The sequence below is a fragment of the Erwinia sp. 9145 genome (assembly GCF_000745075.1).
Classification (GTDB): Bacteria; Pseudomonadota; Gammaproteobacteria; order Enterobacterales; family Enterobacteriaceae; genus Erwinia; species Erwinia oleae.
On the sequence record NZ_JQNE01000001.1, the window covers coordinates 4,223,715 to 4,244,610 of the forward strand.

At 55.5% G+C, this 20,896-nt stretch carries 20 protein-coding genes; 13 read left to right on the forward strand and 7 right to left on the reverse strand.

Going from position 1 to position 20,896, the window contains the following annotated elements; genetic code table 11:
* The first annotated feature begins 19 nt into the window (after window positions 1-19).
* Window positions 20-868: a carboxylate/amino acid/amine transporter gene (locus FA91_RS19860; protein ID WP_034918667.1), complete on the forward strand. Its 849-nt coding sequence runs from the start codon at window positions 20-22 to the stop codon at window positions 866-868.
* 58 nt (window positions 869-926) lie between these two features.
* On the opposite strand, the gene FA91_RS19865 is transcribed toward FA91_RS19860, so the two are convergent.
* The 3 genes from FA91_RS19865 to metR form a co-directional block, all read right to left on the reverse strand.
* On the reverse strand, window positions 927-1,172 hold the full coding sequence (locus tag FA91_RS19865; RefSeq protein ID WP_034918670.1) for a hypothetical protein: 246 nt from the start codon (window positions 1,170-1,172) through the stop codon (window positions 927-929).
* A 197-nt stretch (window positions 1,173-1,369) separates the two neighbouring features.
* On the reverse strand, window positions 1,370-1,840 hold the full coding sequence (locus FA91_RS19870; protein WP_034918674.1) for a DUF1456 family protein: 471 nt from the start codon (window positions 1,838-1,840) through the stop codon (window positions 1,370-1,372).
* An 84-nt stretch (window positions 1,841-1,924) separates the two neighbouring features.
* Complete coding sequence (gene metR, locus FA91_RS19875) at window positions 1,925-2,860, reverse strand: HTH-type transcriptional regulator MetR (RefSeq protein ID WP_034918677.1); 936 nt, start codon at window positions 2,858-2,860, stop codon at window positions 1,925-1,927.
* Window positions 2,861-2,995: 135 nt separating this feature from the next.
* Here metR and metE point away from each other — a divergent pair, with 135 nt between their 5' ends.
* A complete protein-coding gene (metE, locus tag FA91_RS19880; protein ID WP_034918678.1) occupies window positions 2,996-5,266 on the forward strand; it encodes a 5-methyltetrahydropteroyltriglutamate--homocysteine S-methyltransferase in 2,271 nt (756 codons plus the stop codon).
* A 47-nt stretch (window positions 5,267-5,313) separates the two neighbouring features.
* Here metE and FA91_RS19885 read toward each other — a convergent pair whose 3' ends face one another.
* Complete coding sequence (locus tag FA91_RS19885; RefSeq protein WP_034918679.1) at window positions 5,314-6,135, reverse strand: dienelactone hydrolase family protein; 822 nt, start codon at window positions 6,133-6,135, stop codon at window positions 5,314-5,316.
* 267 nt (window positions 6,136-6,402) lie between these two features.
* Between FA91_RS19885 and udp the strand changes: the two genes are divergently transcribed.
* From udp to tatD, 9 genes are all read left to right on the forward strand, one after another.
* Complete coding sequence (udp, locus tag FA91_RS19890) at window positions 6,403-7,164, forward strand: uridine phosphorylase (RefSeq protein WP_034918682.1); 762 nt, start codon at window positions 6,403-6,405, stop codon at window positions 7,162-7,164.
* Between the two features lie 179 nt (window positions 7,165-7,343).
* Window positions 7,344-8,870: a DNA recombination protein RmuC gene (gene rmuC / locus FA91_RS19895; RefSeq protein ID WP_034919606.1), complete on the forward strand. Its 1,527-nt coding sequence runs from the start codon at window positions 7,344-7,346 to the stop codon at window positions 8,868-8,870.
* Window positions 8,871-8,946: 76 nt separating this feature from the next.
* Entirely contained in the window at window positions 8,947-9,702 is a 756-nt protein-coding gene (gene ubiE / locus FA91_RS19900; protein ID WP_034918685.1) for a bifunctional demethylmenaquinone methyltransferase/2-methoxy-6-polyprenyl-1,4-benzoquinol methylase UbiE, read from the forward strand.
* Between the two features lie 12 nt (window positions 9,703-9,714).
* Window positions 9,715-10,320 carry an SCP2 domain-containing protein gene (locus tag FA91_RS19905; RefSeq protein WP_034918686.1) on the forward strand — a complete coding sequence of 202 codons (606 nt, stop codon included), beginning with the start codon at window positions 9,715-9,717 and terminating at the stop codon, window positions 10,318-10,320.
* Entirely contained in the window at window positions 10,317-11,954 is a 1,638-nt protein-coding gene (gene ubiB, locus FA91_RS19910; protein ID WP_034918688.1) for a ubiquinone biosynthesis regulatory protein kinase UbiB, read from the forward strand. Before FA91_RS19905 ends, ubiB begins: the two co-directional genes overlap by 4 nt.
* Before the next feature lie 99 nt (window positions 11,955-12,053).
* A complete protein-coding gene (gene tatA, locus FA91_RS19915) occupies window positions 12,054-12,302 on the forward strand; it encodes a twin-arginine translocase TatA/TatE family subunit (protein WP_034918691.1) in 249 nt (82 codons plus the stop codon).
* A gap of 3 nt (window positions 12,303-12,305) precedes the next feature.
* Complete coding sequence (gene tatB, locus FA91_RS19920; protein ID WP_034918693.1) at window positions 12,306-12,836, forward strand: Sec-independent protein translocase protein TatB; 531 nt, start codon at window positions 12,306-12,308, stop codon at window positions 12,834-12,836.
* A 2-nt stretch (window positions 12,837-12,838) separates the two neighbouring features.
* Window positions 12,839-13,591, forward strand: a complete 753-nt coding sequence (gene tatC, locus FA91_RS19925; protein WP_034918696.1) for a Sec-independent protein translocase subunit TatC — start codon at window positions 12,839-12,841, stop codon at window positions 13,589-13,591.
* A gap of 73 nt (window positions 13,592-13,664) precedes the next feature.
* On the forward strand, window positions 13,665-14,483 hold the full coding sequence (tatD, locus tag FA91_RS19930) for a 3'-5' ssDNA/RNA exonuclease TatD (protein ID WP_051937354.1): 819 nt from the start codon (window positions 13,665-13,667) through the stop codon (window positions 14,481-14,483).
* Here the strand turns inward: tatD and rfaH are convergent.
* Window positions 14,471-14,959, reverse strand: a complete 489-nt coding sequence (gene rfaH / locus FA91_RS19935; RefSeq protein ID WP_034918698.1) for a transcription/translation regulatory transformer protein RfaH — start codon at window positions 14,957-14,959, stop codon at window positions 14,471-14,473. The genes tatD and rfaH overlap by 13 nt on opposite strands.
* Before the next feature lie 250 nt (window positions 14,960-15,209).
* Here rfaH and ubiD point away from each other — a divergent pair, with 250 nt between their 5' ends.
* Both ubiD and fre read left to right on the forward strand, forming a co-directional pair.
* Window positions 15,210-16,703 (forward strand): 4-hydroxy-3-polyprenylbenzoate decarboxylase, encoded by a 1,494-nt coding sequence (gene ubiD / locus FA91_RS19940; RefSeq protein ID WP_034918701.1) that lies wholly within the window; start codon window positions 15,210-15,212, stop codon window positions 16,701-16,703.
* A gap of 16 nt (window positions 16,704-16,719) precedes the next feature.
* Window positions 16,720-17,424: an NAD(P)H-flavin reductase gene (gene fre, locus FA91_RS19945; protein WP_034918704.1), complete on the forward strand. Its 705-nt coding sequence runs from the start codon at window positions 16,720-16,722 to the stop codon at window positions 17,422-17,424.
* 54 nt (window positions 17,425-17,478) lie between these two features.
* Here the strand turns inward: fre and fadA are convergent, their stop codons facing one another.
* Both fadA and fadB read right to left on the reverse strand, forming a co-directional pair.
* On the reverse strand, window positions 17,479-18,642 hold the full coding sequence (gene fadA / locus FA91_RS19950; protein ID WP_034918706.1) for an acetyl-CoA C-acyltransferase FadA: 1,164 nt from the start codon (window positions 18,640-18,642) through the stop codon (window positions 17,479-17,481).
* An 11-nt stretch (window positions 18,643-18,653) separates the two neighbouring features.
* Window positions 18,654-20,840, reverse strand: a complete 2,187-nt coding sequence (gene fadB / locus FA91_RS19955; protein WP_034918709.1) for a fatty acid oxidation complex subunit alpha FadB — start codon at window positions 20,838-20,840, stop codon at window positions 18,654-18,656.
* Window positions 20,841-20,896 lie beyond the last annotated feature (56 nt).

Here is a 20,896-nt window from a genome sequence, read left to right on the forward strand (position 1 = left end):
CACTGGCAGGTTCTTCATTGTGACATTACTGATTGTCACCACAGTTTTGTGGGCATTTTCTTTCAGCCTCATTGGCGTCTATCTCGCCGGGCAGGTGGACAGCGTTTTTTCCGTACTGGTGCGACTGCTGCTGGCGGCGGCGGTATTTCTGCCTTTTCTGCGCGCCAGAGGCTATCGTCCATCGACGCTGATGCTCTATATGGCCGTGGGCGCGCTCCAGCTTGGCATCATGTATTTAATCAGTTTCGAGGCTTATCTGTATCTCAGCGTCTCGGAACTGCTGCTGTTTACCGTACTGACGCCGCTCTATATCACGTTGATTTACGATCTGCTGCGCGGGCGTGGCGTGCGTTTGGGCTACGCTGCCAGCGCGCTGCTGGCGGTAGTAGGTGCCGCGATCATTCGCTACGACAGAGTGAGCGATAACTTCTGGTTTGGCCTGCTGCTGGTCCAGTTAGCAAATATCTGTTTTGCCGTGGGTATGGTTGGTTACAAGCGGTTGCAGGAGACGAGGCCCATGCCGCAGCACACCGCTTTTTCCTGGTTCTATCTGGGTGCTGCGCTGGTGGCGGTGGTGGCGTGGTTTCTGTGGGGCAATCCGAACAAACTGCCTACCACCTCGCTTCAGTGGGGCATTCTGCTCTGGCTGGGCGTGGTGGCTTCCGGGCTGGGCTATTTTATGTGGAATTACGGCGCCACGCAGGTTGATGCCGGGACATTGGGGATCATGAATAATATGCATGTGCCTGCTGGTCTTCTGGTTAATTTAGCCATCTGGCAGCAGCAGCCGCACTGGACAAGTTTTCTGATTGGCGGCGCGGTAATATGCGCTTCGTTGTGGGTGCATCGACGGTGGGTAATAAAATAAAAGCAGACGTTTAATAAAATCGGGAAATAAACAGTTATTTCCCGAAAAATAACGAATATTATTTAATCCATTCGTTAATTTTATCTACAATGCCACCGAAAATATTTTCGACAAATGAGCCAACACGATTACCCAGGTCTTTACCAACGCCAGTGAAATCTTCTTTGGTATACCCCAGTTCTGCCGCAGGCTTGAAGCTTTCAAAAATATTTCCGAAAAATGATCCAATAGCATCACTCAGGGAATCCTGAATTTTACCTGCGCCATTTACCGCTTCAATTTCAGTACTTTTTAATTCTCTCATATTAAAATCCTTTTATTACTCATTAATTTCATTAAGAGGCTAAATACCTCGTTCGAGAGGTTAAATTCTGACATTGTCGGAGTCAAATATTAATTTAGCAGTGTGCATGAGGAAACGAATAATTAGAAATTATTCGATTTTTAAATGCATTTGAAATTATATATCAGGTGGTATTTCACCACCTGATATAGAGAGAATTATGAAACGGCAGGACGCACTCTTTTCGTTAATCCTTTGAGGAAATTACGTAAAATCTGATCGCCGCATTCGCGATAGTTTTTGTGGCCCGGTTTACGGAAAATGGCCCCGATCTCTGCCGGGCCCACCGCAAAATCAACCTGCTTCAGAATGTCGATGATATCCGTAGTTTTCAGATCGAAGGCCACGCGCAGTTTTTTCATCATGATATTGTTGGTCATTTTGCGTTCGATGGACGGCGCAGGCGCGTCCTCGCTTTTGCCGCGACGCTGAAAAATCAGGCCGTTCAGGAAATAGCCCATGATCACGTCCGGGCAGGCTCTGAAAGCCGGATCGTCATCTTTCTTCAAAAAGCTGTGCACTTCCGCTTCTTCAACCTGGCTTTCTGCCAGCGCAAGGATCTTTACTATCTGAGCATCGCTCAGATCAAGCATATAGCGCACGCTGCGCAGCACATCGTTGTTTGTCATGTTTACCCGTCAGATAATGGTGGTCATCCGGGCATTATAAAGACAAATGCGTTGATAAACAGGAAAACCGCCGACGCGCTGCGGTCAGGTTTGGCTTTGCGGCAGGAGCGCGCCGGAAAGAGACGCATCGCGCACCCGTGGCAGATGTTCGCAGGCGTGCTGCCGCGCCGAACGGATAAACGCGTCCAGAACCGGCTGCCGCTGTTCGCCGTCGCGCACAGCGGCATACAAACGGCTCCACAGACCTTCGCCCGGCGTTTTTGTAACCACCAGCCCCTGATTTTCAAAGCTTTCCACCACCCAGTGCGGCAGGGCGGCGACGCCCATTCCGGCAGACACCATCTGGATCAGCAGCAATGTATTGTCCACGCTTTTCAGCGCGGGACTGACGCCCGCCGGTTGCAGGAAGTGCCGCCAGATATCCAGCCGCTGGCGCTGTACCGGATAGATCATCAGCACTTCATTCGCCAGATCTTCCGGTGAAATCTTATCGGCGCGGGCCAGCGGATGATCCGGCGCCAGCACCAGCCTCACTTCGAAATCAAACATTGGCGAGTAAAACAGGCCGCTGCGCGGCAGAATATCGGAGGTCAGCACAATATCCAGTTCGCCCTGCTGAAGCGCAGGCTGCGGATCGAAGGTAACGCCGGATTTAAAATCCATCACCACCTGCGGCCAGCTCTGACGGAAATTGTTCAGCGCCGGCGTCAGCCACTGAATGCAGCTATGGCATTCGATAGCGATACGCAGCGTGGTTTGATGCGGCTCATGGCAGGCCTGAAGCGCCTGCTGGATTTGCGGCAGCACCTGCTCGGCCAGTTGTAACAGTATTTCACCCTGCGGCGTGAAGCGCAGCGGCTGGCTTTTACGTACAAACAGGCGAAAGCCCAGACGTTGCTCCAGATCGCTGAACTGATGTGATAACGCCGACTGCGTTTGATGAAGCTGCGCGGCGGCGGCGGCCAGGGAACCGGTAGTTCGTAACGCCTGTAGCGTTCGCAGGTGCTTGAATTCGATCATGAGAGTCCTTCACATCGACAATGAACAATTTGCGCTTGTGGTTAGTACAGTACCTGCGGATTATAGATGTGTAAACATCTGGACGTCTAAAAGCCTGATTGCCACGACAACGGGCGGTAACTGAGGTAAGCACTGATGACTATTCTGAACCATACACTCGGATTCCCTCGCGTCGGCCTGCGCCGCGAACTGAAAAAAGCACAAGAAAGTTACTGGGCGGGCAACAGTTCGCAGGAAGCCCTGCTGGCGACCGGCCGCGAGCTGCGCGCTCGCCACTGGCAACAGCAGAAGGACGCGGGGGTGGATTTGCTGCCGGTTGGCGACTTCGCCTGGTACGATCACGTGCTGACTACCAGCCTGCTGCTGGGCAACGTTCCCGCCCGCCATCAAAACGAAGATGGCTCTGTCGATCTGGACACGCTGTTCCGCATCGGACGCGGCCGTGCGCCAACCGGCGAGCCAGCCGCCGCCGCAGAAATGACCAAATGGTTTAACACTAACTATCACTACATGGTGCCGGAATTCACCAAAGGGCAGCAGTTTTCACTGACCTGGACGCAAATTCTGGACGAGGTGGATGAAGCGCTGGCGCTCGGTCACAAGGTGAAACCTGTTCTGTTAGGCCCGGTTACGTATTTATGGCTGGGCAAAGTGAAGGGCGAGCAGTTTGACCGCCTGAGCCTGCTCAACGAGATCCTGCCGGTTTATCAACAGCTACTGGCAGAGCTGGCAACGCGCGGCATTGAGTGGGTGCAAATTGATGAGCCTGCGCTGGTGCTTGAGCTGCCGCAGGCGTGGCTGGATGCTTTCCGGCCAGCGTATGACGCATTGCAGGGAGACAGCAAACTGCTGCTCACCACCTATTTCGAAAGCGCAGGCACTAACCTGGATACCATTCGCGGGCTGCCGGTGCAGGGACTCCATGTGGATCTGGTGCATGGTAAAGATGATATCGTTGAACTGAATGAAAAACTGCCGACCGACTGGCTGCTCTCCGTTGGCGTGATCAACGGACGTAACGTCTGGCGTGCCGATCTCAGCAGCTGGTTTACGCGTCTTCAGCCGCTGATCGGCAAACGTCAGCAGCTCTGGATCGGCAGTTCCTGTTCACTGTTGCACAGCCCAATCGACCTGAGCGTCGAAACCCGTCTCGATGAGGAAGTGAAAAGCTGGTTCGCTTTCGCACTGCAAAAATGTAGTGAATTGTCGCTACTCAGTCAGGCGCTGAACAATAACGATCCACAGTCGCTGGATGCCTGGAGCGCACCGATTCGCGCCCGTCGTGAATCATCCCGCGTGCACAATGCGGCGGTGGGCAAACGTCTGGCGGCGATTAACGCGCATGACAGCCAGCGCAACAGCAGCTATCCGGTTCGCGCCGAGGCTCAGCGTCAGCGTTTTAACCTGCCGGCCTGGCCGACCACCACTATCGGCTCCTTCCCACAGACCACTGAGATCCGCGGCCTGCGCCTGGACTTCAAAAAGGGGCGCCTGGACGGCAGCCACTACCGCACCGGCATTGCTGAACACATTAAGCAGGCCATTGTGGAGCAGGAGCGTTTAGGGCTGGACGTGCTGGTACATGGCGAAGCCGAACGTAATGACATGGTTGAATACTTTGGCGAGAACCTTGATGGTTTTGCCTTTACGCAGAATGGCTGGGTGCAGAGCTACGGTTCACGCTGCGTTAAGCCCCCGGTCATTATCGGCGACGTCAGCCGTCCTGAAGCCATTACCGTTGAGTGGGCGAAGTACGCGCAGTCACTGACCGACAAGCCGGTAAAAGGCATGTTGACCGGTCCGGTGACCATCCTTTGCTGGTCCTTCCCGCGTGAAGATGTTTCGCGTGAAACCATCGCTAAACAGATCGCCCTGGCGCTGCGTGATGAAGTGGAAGATCTGGAAAAAGCGGGCATCGGCATCATTCAGATTGACGAACCCGCGCTGCGCGAAGGTCTGCCGCTGCGTCAGTCGGACTGGGCAGCCTATCTGGCATGGGGCGTCGAAGCCTTCCGCCTCAATGCCGCCGTGGCGCAGGATGATACGCAGATCCACACCCACATGTGTTATTGCGAGTTCAATGACATCATGGATTCCATTGCAGCGCTGGATGCGGATGTGATCACTATTGAAACGTCACGCTCGGATATGGAACTGCTTGAATCGTTTGAAGTGTTTGACTATCCAAACGAAATTGGCCCGGGCGTTTACGATATTCACTCGCCAAATGTGCCAAATGTGGAAAGCATTGAAGCGCTGTTGCTTAAAGCCGCGCAGCGTATTCCTACAGAGCGCCTGTGGGTTAACCCGGACTGCGGCCTCAAGACGCGCGGCTGGACGGAAACGCGGCAGGCGCTGGCGAATATGGTGAAGGCGGCGCAGAACCTGCGTAAAGCAGAAGCCTGATCTCTTGTGCTGTGTTGTACGAGTTTGGGCGCGCTGTGCGCCCTTTTTTATTTCACGCCGTACTGGCGGAACCACGTCAGCATTCGCTGCCAGCCGTCTTTAGCCGATGGCTCGTGATAGCTCGGACGATAATCAGCATTAAATGCATGGCCTGCCTCGGGATAGACCACGATTTCCGATTTTGAGTTTGCCGCACGCAACGCCTGGCGCATGGTTTCAACGCTCTCCTGCGGAATGCCATTGTCCTGGCCGCCATACAGGCCCAATACGGGCGCATTCATATCGACCGCCGTATCAACCGGATGCTTCTGCTGCTTCAGCGTTTTTTCACCCGCCAGTTTTCCGTACCAGGCCACGCCTGCTTTCAACTGCGGATTATGTGCGGCATAGAGCCAGACGATCCTGCCGCCCCAGCAAAAGCCGGTAATGGCCATATTGCGAATGTCGCCATCGTTGCGTGAGGCCCAGTTAGCCACATGGTCAAGATCGGCCAGTACCTGCGTGTCCGGAACCTTACTGACCAGCTCACTCAACAACGTTGAAACATCAGTATATTCAGCAGGATCGCCCTGTCTGAAATAGAGCTCAGGCGCAACGGCAAGGTACCCTTCCGCCGCCAGACGGCGACAGATATCACGGATATGCTCATGCACGCCGAAAATTTCCTGAACGACCAGAATCACCGGCAGCGGCCCCTTTACATCGCGCGGTCTGGCGTGGAAAGCAGGCATGTTATCACCCTGCGTAGGGATGGACGTTTCACCAGACTGGATATCGGCATTATCGGTAATAATTGTGGTTGAAGCCGTGGGTGACACAGCAGCAGCGAACCCTGTGTTTTTTTGCGTCGTGTTATCGTCAGATTTCATTGTCCTCTCCGTGCAGGGATGCAATCAGCTAACTATAGCCCGGAATGGCTTTGAGCCGGAAAGCGCTTTTGTGAGGGATACGAGACGCTACGCAAAACAGGGAAAAAAGGAGGCGCCAAAAAAATAAATTGTGATGAAAATCACTATTTACGAAAGATCAGGCTGTCATTTTCATTTCCTGAGTGAGGTAACTCACATAAAGGTTATCAGCTTTATCGTATCTTAGCGGCTTGCTACCCTTATCTTTTCGTTGCAGGAGTTTTGAAAATGGCTCAGTCAGACGTTTTTCACCTTGGGTTAACCCGGTCCGATTTACAGGGCGCGACGTTGGCGATTGTGCCGGGCGATCCTGAGCGGGTGAAGAAAATTGCCGCCCTGATGGATAATGCGGTTCATCTCGCTTCCCATCGTGAATTTACCACCTGGCGCGCGGAAATTGACGGAAAAGCAGTTATCGTCTGCTCAACGGGCATCGGCGGGCCTTCAACGTCAATTGCCGTTGAGGAGCTGGCTCAGCTGGGCGTGCGTACTTTCCTGCGCGTGGGCACTACGGGCGCGATACAGCCTGATATCAGCGTTGGCGACGTGCTGGTCACCACCGGCGCTGTTCGGCTTGATGGCGCCAGCCAGCACTTCGCACCGCTTGAATTCCCGGCCGTGGCGGACTTTACCTGCACCACCGCGCTGGTTGAGGCCGCTAAAGCGGCGGGTGCCACCACGCACATCGGTATCACGGCCTCTTCCGATACCTTCTATCCGGGCCAGGAACGCTACGATACATTTTCGGGGCGTGTGGTCAGCCGATTCCAGAATTCAATGAAGGAATGGCAGCAGATGGGCGTGCTGAACTATGAAATGGAATCGGCCACGCTGCTCACCATGTGCGCCAGTCAGGGGTTACGTGCCGGGATGGTTGCTGGCGTTATCGTTAATCGCACCCAGCAGGAGATTCCTGACGCAGAAACGATGAAACGTACAGAAAGCGATGCCGTACGTATCGTTGTTGATGCCGCCCGTCGTTTAATCTAATCATCAGGGGCCGAAGAGCGTTCGGCCCTGCTCAACCCGTCACGCCAGCCGTTTTACGAGACGCGTCCAGATTCTGCATGAAATCAGCGCCGCTGGCGTTACATTCTCTCTTTTGTGTGGACATTCATACAGTACGCCTCTACCTTTTCCCGAAGAGAGCACAGGAAAGGAGAATGCGCGTGGACGCCACACTCATTTATGGCATTGGCTGCGGACTTGCAGGCCTGATTGCGGGCTGGCTGCTTGCCTGGTTTCGCGGCCAGCAGCGACACGAAACCGAACGCCAGCTACTCAGGCAGTCGGCTGAGCAGTTGCGTCAGGAGCGTGAAAGGCTTGAACAGCAGCTTGATGGTCACCAGCAGGCGCAGAAACAGAGTGAAATTGAGCTAAGGCAACTGCATGGCGCGCTTGCGGCCGCACAGGAAAAGCTGCATCACCTCGATCACTGGCGCGGCGAAAGCGAACAGCTCACTCGCGAACTGCGTAACCAGCTTGAGATTAACAGCGCGCAGGAGGTCGAACTTCGCGAGCTGGCGATCCGTCTTGAAGAGACGCGTCTGGCTGCGGAAGAGAAACAGCGCCTGTTGGTTAACAGTGAACAGCGGCTGAATACGCAGTTTGAAAATCTGGCAAACCGCATTTTCGAGAACAGCGGGCGGCGCGTCGATGAGCAGAACCGGCAGAGTCTGAACGGCCTGATAGCGCCCCTGCGCGAACAACTGGAGGGGTTTCGGCGTCAGGTTCAGGACGGCTTCGGACAGGAAGCCCGCGAACGTCATACGCTTGCGCACGAAATTCGTAACCTTCAACAGCTGAACGCGCAGATGGCGCAGGAGGCGATCAACCTGACTAAGGCGTTGAAAGGCGATAATAAAACGCAGGGTAACTGGGGCGAAGTGGTGCTCAGCAGAGTACTGGAGGCATCAGGACTGCGCGAAGGTCATGAGTATGAAACGCAGGTGAATATTCAGCTTGAACAGAAGGGTCGGATGCAGCCTGACGTCATCGTTCGGCTGCCTCAGGGTAAAGACGTAGTCATTGACGCCAAAATGACGCTGGTGGCCTACGAACGCTATTTTAACAGTGAAGACGAGGTGCAACGGGAAGCGGCCATCGGCGAGCATATTGCCTCGATTCGCAGCCATCTGCGCTTACTCAGTCGAAAAGATTATCAACAATTGCCCGGTTTACGTTCCCTGGATTATGTGTTGATGTTTATCCCGATCGAGCCCGCATTTTTGCTGGCGATTGACCGTCAGCCGGAGCTGATTAACGAGGCGTTGAACCAGAACATCATGCTGGTAAGCCCCACAACGCTGCTGGTAGCGCTGAGAACAATCACTAACCTGTGGCGTTACGAACATCAAAGCCGTCACGCGCAGCGGATCGCAGATCGTGCAGCGAAGCTTTATGACAAGATGCGCCTTTTTGTCGACGACATGTCTGCGGTGGGGCAGAGCCTGGATAAAGCGCAGGGCAGCTATCGTCAGGCGATGAAAAAGCTTTCAGAGGGGCGCGGCAATCTGATAGCGCAAACGGAAAGCTTCCGTCATATGGGCGTTGAGGTGAAGCGGCCAATTAACCCGCAAATCGTTGCTCAGGCAACGCCTGAACACCCTACTGATATCGGTGATGAAGCGCAGGAAGACAGATCCGATGTCTATTTCCTCAACGACGCTGATACTGCCGGGCGCGTCAACGAATAAGCCGCCTGGCCGCGTGCCTGGTCTGGATGACTCTGGTACACTTGGCAGATAATTGATTGCAGAGCAGGCAAAACAAATGGCAGATGAATCAAAGGACACCACGCATTTTGGCTTTCAGACGGTAGCGAAAAGCGATAAGGCCGAAAGGGTGGCTGACGTTTTCCATTCCGTGGCGGCCAAGTACGATCTGATGAACGATTTGATGTCGTTTGGTATTCACCGCATCTGGAAGCGCTTTACCATCGACTGTAGCGGCGTACGGCGTGGGCAGCGCGTGCTCGATCTGGCGGGCGGAACGGGCGATCTGACTGCTAAGTTCTCGCGCCTTGTTGGCGAAACCGGCGAAGTGGTGCTGGCGGATATCAACAGCTCGATGTTAAAGGTGGGGCGCGAAAAGCTGCGTAATAAAGGCATTATTGGCAACGTGAGCTATGTTCAGGCCAATGCTGAGGCGCTTCCTTTTCCGGATAACTATTTCGACTGTATTACTATCGCCTTTGGCCTGCGTAACGTCACTGAAAAAGAGAAGGCGCTGGCCTCAATGTTTCGCGTGCTGAAGCCCGGCGGACGCCTGCTGGTGCTGGAGTTCTCCAAGCCGCTGCTTGAGCCATTAAACAAAGTCTACGATGCCTACTCTTTCCACGTACTGCCGCGCATTGGCGAGCTGGTGGCAAAAGATGCCGGTAGCTATCGTTACCTTGCCGAATCCATCCGTATGCACCCGGACCAGGAAACACTGCGACAGATGATGGCCGATGTGGGATTTGAAAATACGCATTACCACAATCTTACCGGCGGCATCGTTGCGCTTCACCGCGGGTTTAAGTTTTAAACAGGAATGCGAATGACCTTAACGCCGCTGTTAACTGCGGGGCTGGAAACGGCGCTGAATAAAATTCTTTACCGCGATCGTAGCCTGAAAGTGGCACGTCAGCGACTGGCGGGGAAAAGCCTCTGTGTTGAACTGACTGAAATCAGGCAGCCGCTAACCTTTGTTTTTAGCGAAAAACAGCTTGATGTGCTGACCGAGTGGGGCGACGTCCACGATTGCACGGTGAAAACCCGACTCTCGACGCTACCAAAATTGCGGGATCGTCAGCAGCTTACCAGCCTGATCCGCAGTGGCGAGCTCGACGTCACGGGTGATATCCAGGTTGTACAACAGTTTTCTGCGCTGCTGGATCTGGCCGAACTTGATCCGGCGGAGTATCTGGCGCCCTGGACCGGCGACGTTATCGCACATGGCATAAGCCAGTTGGGGCGTCGCGGTGTGCAGTTTGTGCGCGGAGACGTGCATCGCAAGCAGGACTATCTGGGCCAGGCGCTAACCGAAGAGTGGCGCGTTGCGCCAGGCGCGCTTGAAATGGCCTGGTTTGCTGAAGAAGTGGATGCTGTTGAGCGCGCGTTGTCAACGCTGGACGCTCGCCTCAATGCGCTGGAGGCTAAATGACGTTTGGAGAAATTCGCCGCCTCTATTTCATCATCCGTGTTTTTTTAAGCTACGGGCTTGATGAGCGGATCCCCGTAATGCGTCTGACCGTTCCACTTCGCCTGTGGCGTAAAAGCCTGTTCTGGATGCCGAACCGATATCCTCAGTTGCCGCTTGGCGAGCGCCTGCGGCTTGCGCTGGAACAGCTTGGCCCGGTGTGGATTAAGTTTGGTCAGATGATGTCCACGCGGCGCGATCTTTTTCCGCCCCATATCGCCGATCAACTGGCGATGCTTCAGGACCGTGTCGCGCCATTCGATGGCGTACTGGCGAAGCAGCAGATTGAGCTGTCGCTCGGCAAGCCGGTGGAAGCGTTGTTCGACAATTTTGATATCAAGCCGCTGGCATCGGCCTCTATCGCCCAGGTGCATACCGCTACGCTGAAGGAAAACGGCAGAGAAGTCGTCATTAAAGTTATCCGGCCGGACATCCTGCCGGTTATCGTCGCCGACATGAAGCTTATTCATCGCATGGCGCGTTGGGTGCCCCGTTTGCTGCCGGACGGGCGCCGGCTTCGCCCGCAGGAAGTGGTCAGGGACTATGAAAAAACGCTGATTGATGAACTGAATTTGCTGCGCGAGGCGGCAAATGCCATTCAGCTACGTCGCAATTTCGATAACAGCAAGATGCTCTACGTGCCGGAGATTTATTCCGACTACTGTAGCGAAACGATGCTTGTCATGGAGCGCATTTACGGTATTCCTATTTCAGACGTGGTTGCGCTTGAGCAGCACGGCGTGAATATGAAGCTGCTGGCTGAACGCGGCGTGCAGGTTTTCTTCACTCAGGTTTTTCGTGACAGCTTCTTCCATGCGGACATGCATCCTGGCAACATCTTTGTCAGCTATGAGCATCCGGAAGATCCACAGTATATTGGCATCGACTGCGGTATTGTGGGCTCGCTCAATAAAGAAGATAAGCGTTATCTGGCAGAAAATTTTATTGCCTTTTTTAATCGCGATTATCGCAAAGTGGCCGAGCTACATGTTGACTCCGGATGGGTTCCGCCGGATACCAACGTTGAAGATTTTGAATTCGCCATTCGCACCGTCTGCGAGCCTATTTTTGAGAAGCCGCTGGCGGAGATCTCCTTCGGGCACGTGCTGCTCAATCTGTTCAATACGGCACGCCGCTTCAATATGGAAGTTCAGCCGCAGCTCGTGCTGTTGCAGAAAACATTGCTCTATGTTGAAGGCGTGGGGCGGCAGCTTTATCCGCAGTTAGATCTGTGGAAAACGGCCAAGCCTTTCCTGGAAAAGTGGATTAAAGATCAGATTGGCATTCCGGCTATTGTGCGGGCGCTCAAAGAGAAAGCGCCGTTCTGGGCGGAAAAACTGCCGGAACTGCCGGAGCTGTTTTATGACAGCCTGCGACAGCACAAGCACTTGCAGCGCAGCGTGGACAAGCTCACCCACGATTTGAAAACCGAACGCGTCAGACATCACCAGTCGCGATACCTTTTCGGCGTTGGGGCAACGCTGCTGCTGACCGGTACGGCAACGTTGTTGACCCGGCCAGAGTGGGATCTCTTTTCGGCCGCGATGGTTGCTGGCGGCATCGTCACCTGGCTGATTGGCTGGCGCAAAACAGGCTAATTGTCATGAAAGGTAAATTGGCGTGGGCTGCACATCGTCACCGCGCCCGTTGCTGTTATATACTGCAAAATTGATTTTACAACGCATCAGAGGCTAATTATGGGCGGTATCAGTATCTGGCAACTATTAATCATTGCCGTGATTGTTGTTCTTCTTTTCGGCACCAATAAACTACGTGGGTTAGGTTCTGACCTCGGTTCGTCAATCAAAGGCTTTAAGAAGGCGATGAGTGACGATAACGAGAAAGACAAAACCCCCCGCGCTGACGATGCTGACTTTAATGCCAAACTGGCTGATAAGCAGCAGGCAGAAGCGAAGAAAGAAGACATTAAAAACGACAAGGTGTAAACCGTGTTCGATATAGGCTTTAGTGAACTGGTATTAGTGTTCGTTATCGGGCTGGTGGTACTGGGCCCTCAGCGTCTGCCGGTGGCGGTTAAAACCGTTGCAGGGTGGATACGCGCGCTGCGCTCTATGGCGACCAGCGTTCAGAACGAGCTGGCGCAGGAGCTGAAGCTTCAGGAGCTACAGGACAGCCTGAAAAAAGTGGAAGAGGCCAGCAAGAACAGCTTTTCACCAGAGCTCAAAGCGTCTATGGAGGAGCTCAGGCAATCAGCGGAATCCATGAAGCGCACCTATTTGGGTGAAAATGAGAAAGCTGATGATGAAGCGAACACCATTCATAATCCCCTGATTAAAAATCCTGATGATGCGCATGATGGCGCTACGCCGGCGGCGGCCGAACATCAATCGAGCGCGCCTGCCTCTTCTCCGGCGGTTCCTTCTGAACCCGGCAGCGAACCAGCGTCGGCGACAAAGGCGGAGCCATTGCTCTCCAGCCGGGCGCCCGTTTCCACCACTCAACCCAGCGATGAACGTTAACTATGGCTGTTGAAGATACCCAACCGCTGATCAGTCATTTGATTGAGCTTCGTAAGCGCTTACTGAACTGTATTATTGCCGTCGTCGCTATCTTTCTCTGTCTGGCTTATTTCTCTAACGATATTTACCAGCTGGTTTCCGCGCCGCTCATGAGACAGATGCCCGCAGGCGCCAGCATGATCGCCACCGACGTCGCTTCGCCGTTTTTCACGCCGGTGAAGCTGACAATGATAGTCTCCGTGTTCCTGTCGGTGCCGGTCATTCTTTACCAGGTCTGGGCATTTGTTGCGCCTGCGCTGTATCGTCACGAGCGCAAGCTGGTCATGCCGCTGCTGTTTTCCAGTTCATTCTTATTCTATATCGGAATGGCTTTCGCCTACTTTATTGTCTTTCCGCTGGCCTTCGGCTTTTTTGCTAAAACGGCACCGCAGGGCGTTCTGATCGCCACTGACATCAACAACTATCTCGATTTCGTGATGGCGCTGTTTATGGCGTTTGGTATCTCTTTTGAAGTACCTGTTGCCATCGTATTGATCTGTTGGACCGGGCTGACCACGCCGGAAGATCTGAAGAAAAAGCGCCCTTACATACTGGTGGGGGCCTTTGTGGTCGGCATGTTACTGACGCCTCCGGACGTGTTTTCGCAAACGCTGCTGGCTATCCCGATGTACGCCCTGTTCGAAGTGGGAATCTTCTTTTCGCGCTTTTATGTCGGCAAACGGCGTCATGAGGAGGAGCAGGAAGATACCGAGTGAGACAGCATCAGCATCTCACACAACACATCATCTCTTAACCGCCCGTAAGGGCGGTTAACGTATGGAAAATCCTATGTTTGATATTGGCGTCAATCTCACCAGCACGCAGTTTGCTAACGATCGCGACAAGGTGGTTAAGCGCGCAAAGGATGCAGGCGTTACGGGCTTACTGCTCACCGGCACCAATGCGCTGGAAAGCCAGCAGGCACAAAGCCTTGCCGCACGTCGTCCTGGCTACTGCTGGTCAACCGCTGGCGTTCACCCCCATCACGCTGGCGAATGGTCGGCAGAAACGGAAGCCACGCTCAGACGTCTGGCCATCAGCGAGCAGGTGGTCGCTATCGGTGAGTGCGGTCTTGATTTTTATCGTAACATCGCCAGCCCTGAGCAGCAGGCATTTGCCTTTAGCGCACAGCTTGAACTAGCGGCAGAGCTGTCGATGCCGCTGTTTCTCCACTGCCGTGATGCGCATGAGCGCTTCATCTCGCTGTTAACGCCCTGGCTGCCCTCGCTGCCCGGCGCGGTGGTGCACTGTTTTACCGGCACGCGCGATGAGCTGGAGGCCTGTCTGCACGCCGGGCTGTATGTTGGCATCACCGGGTGGGTTTGTGATGAACGCCGCGGTGGTGCGTTACGTGAGCTGATGCCGCTGATCCCCGCTGACCGACTGCTGCTGGAAACGGATGCGCCCTATCTTTTACCGCGCGATTTGCGGCCCAGGCCCACCTCAAGGCGCAATGAACCCTGCTTTCTGCCGCACATTGTTCAACAGGTGGCTGGATTACGCGGTGAAGATAGCCACGCACTGGCAAAGCAGTGCGATCGCAATGCGCGCAGGTTGTTCCGGCTGGAAGAGTCAGTAGCAGAGCAGGGGATTACTCAGAGCTTCTGAAACTGCTTGTTGTCGACGCTACGCATGATTTGCTTATTCAGCAACGTCAGCAGCAGCATTGAGCGGGCCTCGCCGTCGGGTTCGGCGAAGATGGCTTTGATGCCTTCAAATGTCCCTTCGGTGATCACCACGCTGTCACCGGGGACAGGTAGTTCAGGATCGATAAGAGAGGCTGGCTGCTCCGTTTGCAGGGCGGTAATGACCGCCTGCGAAACCGTGGCAGGTTGGGAGCCGAAGCGTACAAAGTGGCTGACGCCGCGTGTTGCGCTGATGGTGGTGGTATGAATCCTTTCCGGATCGAATTCGATAAAAAGATAGTTCGGAAACAACAGTTCACTGACCTGAGTACGCTTGCCACGAACCAGCTTCTCAATCTCAATCATCGGACTGAGACAATGTACCGCCTGACGCTCAAGATGTTCCTTCGCGCGAAGCAGTTGGCCACGTTTGCAGTAGAGTAAGTACCAGGATTCCATAACGTCACTTCTTATTAAACAGACCGATAAGAATATCAAACTCGTGGTCAGAGTTATAGCCGAATCAAAAGGGCTGACGGCGTGCGTGGCGGTTTTTACGGCAGACTACGCCGCCTCTGTGTTTATATCGCTGGCCAGAGGCTGCGGGAGGCGCAAAGGCGATCGCGCGCTCATCCCACCGCGAAAAACTAAGCACGCGGCCGGAATCCTCCCTATAATGGCCGATTCACTGATGTACTGATGGGAAGTCATGAAATACCACGATTTACGCGACTTTCTTTCTCTGCTTGAACAACGCGGGGAACTGAAGCGAATTAAGCAAGAGATCGACCCCGATCTGGAAATGACTGAAATCGCCGATCGCACCCTGCGGGCGGGCGGTCCGGCGCTGCTGTTTGAAAATCCTAAAGGCTATAACATGCCGGTGCTTTGTAACCTCTTTGGTACGCCAGACCGGGTTGCGCTGGGCATGGGGCAGGAGGACGTCACCGCGCTGCGCGATGTGGGGCGCCTGCTGGCCTTCCTGAAAGAGCCGGAACCGCCGCGCGGCTTCCGTGACTTTTTCGATAAGATGCCGCAGTGGAAGCAGGTGCTGAACATGCCGACGAAGCGTCTGCGTGATGCGCCCTGCCATCAGCAAATCTGGCAGGGTGATGAGGTCGATTTGCACCAGATCCCGATAATGAAGTGCTGGCCTGACGACGCGGCGCCGCTGATCACCTGGGGGCTGACCGTGACGCGCGGCCCGCATAAAGAGCGGCAGAATCTTGGCATCTATCGGCAGCAGCTTATCGGAAAAAATAAGCTGATTATGCGCTGGCTTTCCCATCGCGGCGGCGCGCTGGATTTTCAGGAGTGGTGCCAGCAGCATCCGGGCGAACGTTTCCCGGTTTCGGTGGCGCTGGGGGCCGATCCTGCGACTATTCTTGGCGCGGTGACACCGGTGCCGGACACGCTATCAGAATACGCGTTCGCCGGTCTGCTGCGCGGCACAAAAACCGAAGTGGTGAAGTGCATTTCCAACGATCTTGAAGTGCCCGCCAGCGCAGAGATTGTGCTGGAAGGCTATATCGAACCGGGCGAAATGGCGCCCGAAGGTCCATACGGCGACCATACCGGTTACTATAATGAAGTTGATAGTTTCCCGGTTTTTACCGTTACGCATATAACTCAGCGCCGTGATGCTATCTACCATTCAACTTATACCGGCCGACCTCCGGATGAACCGGCGATTCTTGGCGTAGCGTTGAATGAAGTTTTTGTCCCGATTCTGCAAAAGCAGTTTCCTGAAATCGTCGATTTTTATCTGCCGCCGGAAGGGTGCTCATATCGCATGGCGGTGGTGACAATGAAAAAGCAGTACGCCGGGCATGCAAAGCGGGTGATGATGGGCGTCTGGTCCTTTCTCCGCCAGTTTATGTATACCAAATTTGTGATCGTCTGTGACGACGACATCAACGCGCGCGACTGGAACGACGTGATGTGGGCGATAACGACGCGTATGGATCCGGCGCGCGATACGGTTCTGGTAGAAAATACGCCAATCGACTATCTCGATTTTGCCTCGCCCGTCTCCGGGTTAGGCTCAAAAATGGGTCTGGACGCCACCAATAAGTGGCCGGGAGAGACGCAGCGTGAATGGGGCCGCCCTATCCGTAAAGATCCGGCGGTGACGGCGCGTATTGACGAAATTTGGGATGAACTGGCCATTCTTGATGGTACGAAACCCGGCAAACGAATTTGACCCAAAGAGGGAACGCATGACAACGTTAAGCTGCAAAGTGACCTCGGTAGAGGTGATAACCGATACCGTTTACCGTGTCCGCATGGTGCCGGAAGCTGATTTCAGCTTTAAAGCGGGTCAATATCTGATGGTGGTAATGGATGATAACGACAAACGTCCGTTTTCGCTCGCCTCCACGCCGATGGAGCGGGACATTATTGAACTGCATATCGGCGCGTCCGAACTGAATCTTTACGCCATGGCCGTCATGGAGCGCATCCGGCAGGATCGCCAGATAACCGTGGATATACCGCATGGCGATGCATGGCTTCGCGAAGAGGACGAAAGTCGTCCGCTGGTGCTAATCGCCGGCGGTACCGGCTTCTCCTACACGCGATCTATCCTGCTCACCGCGCTTGCGCGTCAGCCCAATCGCCACATCGCCCTGTACTGGGGCGGACGCGAGCTCAAGCACCTTTACGATCTGGACGAGCTGAATGCGCTGGCGGTGAAGCATCCTAATCTGCGTATTGTTCCGGTTGTCGAGCAGCCGCATCAGGGCTGGCAGGGGCGTAGCGGTACGGTGCTGACGGCGGTGATGAATGATTTCGACAGTCTGGACACGCAGGATATCTATATTGCAGGACGCTTTGAGATGGCGAAAATTGCCCGCGACAGGTTCTGCGCCGAGCGCAGTGCGCTGGAAGATCGCATTTTCGGCGATGCCTTTGCCTTTATCTGATTATTCGTAATCCATCCCGCCCTGGCAAGGCGGGAAGTCTTCTGAATACACGCATTACATACGCTCAAAGACCGTTGCAATCCCCTGTCCCAAACCAATACACATGGTTGCCAGCCCAAATTGCGCGTCGCGTTGTTCCATCAGGTTGATCAGCGTGGTGCTGATGCGCGCGCCGGAGCAACCCAGCGGATGGCCGAGAGCAATCGCGCCGCCGTTGAGGTTGACCTTGTCATCCAGCACCTCCATCAAGCCCAGATCGTTGATGCACGGGAGCGTCTGTGCGGCAAACGCCTCATTCAGCTCAATGATGCCGATATCACTGATATTCAGATCCGCTCTTTTCAGCGCCAGTTGAGACGCCGGCACCGGGCCATATCCCATAATGGAAGGATCGCAGCCGACAACGGCCATTGAACGAACGCGGGCGCGCGGTTTAAATCCCAGTTCGCGAGCACGCGATTCACTCATCACCAGCATCGCCGCCGCGCCGTCAGAAAGCGCTGACGAACTGCCCGCCGTTACCGTGCCGTTGACCGGATCGAACGCCGGACGCAGCGCGGACAGCCCGGCAGCGGTGGTATCCGCGCGGATCACCTCGTCAGCATCATAGCGCCTGAGTATGCCATCAGCATCGTGACCATTGACCGGGACAATTTCCGCCGAAAAGCGCCCTTCCTGCGTCGCGGCCCACGCTCGCTGATGCGATCGCGCGGCAAATTCATCCTGCATTTCACGGCTGATATGATGCTGACGCGCCAGCATTTCCGCCGTGAGTCCCATCATGGCGGCCGCTTTGGCGACGGTTTTGCCGAGTCCCGGATGGAAGTCCACGCCGTGGTTCATCGGAACATGACCCATATGCTCCACGCCGCCGATCAGGCAGGCGCTGGCGTCGCCGGTCATAATGGCGCGCGCGGCATCGTGCAGAGCCTGCATCGAAGAGCCGCACAGGCGGTTGACGGTGGTGGCCGGCACACGATGTGGGATCTCCGCCAGCAGCGCGGCATTGCGCGCAATATTGAATCCCTGCTCCAGGGTTTGCTGCACGCAGCCCCAGTAAACATCATCGAGGTTCTCCGCTGCCAGAGCGGGATTGCGGCTGAGCAGGGCGCGCATCAGATGAGCGGAGAGATCTTCAGCCCGCACGTGGCGAAAGGCACCGCCTTTGGAGCGACCCATCGGCGTACGCACGGCATCAACAATAACGACTTTTTCCATTTCTTTACTCCTCATGCCGTCTTCAGCGCGGCGTCGCTGATGGATTCCGCCGGGGGATACCAGCTCTCGTTGCGCGCGGCTTTGTCGGCGAGCGCGGCGGGCGGCTGGTACAGCGGGCCAAGATCGTGAAAGCGTGCCGTGTCTGCCAGGAAGCGCGCGTTGCCCTGCGTATCCAGGTAGCGCAAGGCGCCGCCGTGGAAAGGCGGGAAGCCGAGGCCGTAAACCAGCGCCATGTCCGCTTCGGCCGGCGTCGCGATGATGTTCTCCTCAAGGCAGCGAACCACTTCATTAAGCATTGGGATCATCATGCGGGCGACGATCTCGTCATCACTGAATACCCGCGTTGGCTGGCAGACGCTTTGCAGCATCTCATCCACCGCCGGATCGGGGGTTTTCTTTGGCTTACCCTTCGCATCGGTTTCCCAGCGGTAAAAGCCCTGTTGGCTCTTCTGCCCAAAACGCTTCGCCTCAAACAAGACGTCGATCGCGTCGCGATACGCTTTCTTCATACGATCGGGGAAGCCCCCGGCCATCACGCGCTGCGCATGGTGCGCGGTATCAATGCCCACCACATCAAGCAGCCATGCGGGCCCCATTGGCCAGCCAAACTGTTTCTCCATCACCTTGTCGATTTGCCTGAAGTCCGCGCCGTCGCGCAGCAGCAGACTGAACCCGGCGAAATAGGGGAAAAGCACGCGATTAACAAAAAAACCGGGGCAGTCGTTAACCAGTACCGGCGTCTTGCCCATTTTGCTGGCCCAGGCGACCACCTTCGCCAGCGTCGCCTCGCTGGTTTGCTCGCCACGGATCACCTCCACCAGCGGCATGCGGTGCACCGGGTTGAAAAAATGCATGCCGCAGAAGTTTTGCGGACGCTGTAGCGCGCGGGCCAGTGTGCTGATGGGAATGGTTGACGTATTGGAGGCCAGAACCGTTTCGCTGCCGATATGTTGTTCCGTTTCGGCCAGCACGGCGGCTTTCACCTGGGGATTTTCCACCACCGCTTCGACCACAATCTCCGCGCGATCAAAGTCCGCATAGTTGAGCGTGGGTTTGATGGTGGCCATCACGCCCGCCAGCCGCATGCCGTCAATTTTGCCGCGCGCAAGCTGCTTGTTGAGCAGCCGGGCCGTCTCCGTCATGCCCAGCGTCAGGGCGTCGGCGCTGATATCTTTCATGATGACCGGCACGCCTTTCCACGCAGACTGGTAAGCAATGCCGCCGCCCATGATGCCTGCGCCCAGCACCGCTGCCTGCTTTGGCATATCGACATTGCGGGCCAGCGCTTTGGCCTTCGCTTTGACCGCCTGGTCGTTGAGGAAAATGCCCACCAGCGCGCGCGCCTCTTTTGAACCCGCCAGCGGAACAAACGCGGCCGTTTCCAGCCGTAGCGCTTCATCACGTGCCAGACCGGCAGCCGCCTCAATGGTTTTTACCGCCGCGAGGGGAGCGGGGTAGTGTTTGCCGGCGGTTTGTAGCACCATGCTTTTCGCGATGGTAAAACTCATTGCCGCTTCAATTTTACTGAGGCGTAGCGGCGCCAGCTTGGGTTGACGTCGCGCGCGCCAGTCCTGCTTACCGGCAATGGCCTCTCGTAAGATTGTTATGGCGGCGTCATGCAGCCGATCGGCGGCGACCACCGCGTCAACCAGGCCAAGCGCCAGCGCTTTTTCCGCATCGACATCTTTACCGGCCGCAATGATTTCCAGCGCGCTGTCGGCGCCCAGCAGGCGCGGCAGGCGCACGGAGCCGCCAAAACCGGGCATGATCCCCAGCTTTGTTTCCGGCAGGCCGATGCGGGCATCGGGCGTGGCGATACGAAAGTCGGTCGCCAGTACGCATTCACATCCGCCGCCCAGCGCATAGCCCTGAATGGCAGAGAGCGTCGGTACCGCCAGATCCTCCAGGCGATTAAAAATGCCGTTGGCGAAATCCAGCCACTGCGTCAGTTTTTCCGGCGGCGCAGCAAAGAGAGAGAGAAATTCAGTAATATCGGCACCGACAATAAAAGCGGGTTTGGTTGAGCTGAGCAATACGGCCTTCAAATCGGGCTGCTGTTCCAGCACCGACAACGCTTCGCCGAGGCTGGCTACGGTTTTTGTATCGAGTTTATTGACCGAACCTGGGGCATCGAAGACCAGGCCGGCGATGCCATCCTCAAGCCAGCTTACGGTCAGGGTTTCGCCTTGGTAGAGCATGTGTGTCTCCTGAGTCAGCGATAAACGATCTGGTCATACCAGATGCTGGTGAGTGT

Coding starts and splice junctions, on each gene's coding strand:
- FA91_RS19865 (WP_034918670.1), bottom strand. CDS start 1,172: ATGAGAGAATTAAAAAGTACTGAAATTGAAGCGGTAAATGGCGCAGGT.
- FA91_RS19870 (WP_034918674.1), bottom strand. CDS start 1,840: ATGACAAACAACGATGTGCTGCGCAGCGTGCGCTATATGCTTGATCTG.
- metR (WP_034918677.1), bottom strand. CDS start 2,860: ATGATCGAATTCAAGCACCTGCGAACGCTACAGGCGTTACGAACTACC.
- metE (WP_034918678.1), top strand. CDS start 2,996: ATGACTATTCTGAACCATACACTCGGATTCCCTCGCGTCGGCCTGCGC.
- FA91_RS19885 (WP_034918679.1), bottom strand. CDS start 6,135: ATGAAATCTGACGATAACACGACGCAAAAAAACACAGGGTTCGCTGCT.
- udp (WP_034918682.1), top strand. CDS start 6,403: ATGGCTCAGTCAGACGTTTTTCACCTTGGGTTAACCCGGTCCGATTTA.
- ubiE (WP_034918685.1), top strand. CDS start 8,947: ATGGCAGATGAATCAAAGGACACCACGCATTTTGGCTTTCAGACGGTA.
- FA91_RS19905 (WP_034918686.1), top strand. CDS start 9,715: ATGACCTTAACGCCGCTGTTAACTGCGGGGCTGGAAACGGCGCTGAAT.
- ubiB (WP_034918688.1), top strand. CDS start 10,317: ATGACGTTTGGAGAAATTCGCCGCCTCTATTTCATCATCCGTGTTTTT.
- tatA (WP_034918691.1), top strand. CDS start 12,054: ATGGGCGGTATCAGTATCTGGCAACTATTAATCATTGCCGTGATTGTT.
- tatC (WP_034918696.1), top strand. CDS start 12,839: ATGGCTGTTGAAGATACCCAACCGCTGATCAGTCATTTGATTGAGCTT.
- tatD (WP_051937354.1), top strand. CDS start 13,665: ATGTTTGATATTGGCGTCAATCTCACCAGCACGCAGTTTGCTAACGAT.
- rfaH (WP_034918698.1), bottom strand. CDS start 14,959: ATGGAATCCTGGTACTTACTCTACTGCAAACGTGGCCAACTGCTTCGC.
- ubiD (WP_034918701.1), top strand. CDS start 15,210: ATGAAATACCACGATTTACGCGACTTTCTTTCTCTGCTTGAACAACGC.
- fre (WP_034918704.1), top strand. CDS start 16,720: ATGACAACGTTAAGCTGCAAAGTGACCTCGGTAGAGGTGATAACCGAT.
- fadA (WP_034918706.1), bottom strand. CDS start 18,642: ATGGAAAAAGTCGTTATTGTTGATGCCGTGCGTACGCCGATGGGTCGC.
- fadB (WP_034918709.1), bottom strand. CDS start 20,840: ATGCTCTACCAAGGCGAAACCCTGACCGTAAGCTGGCTTGAGGATGGC.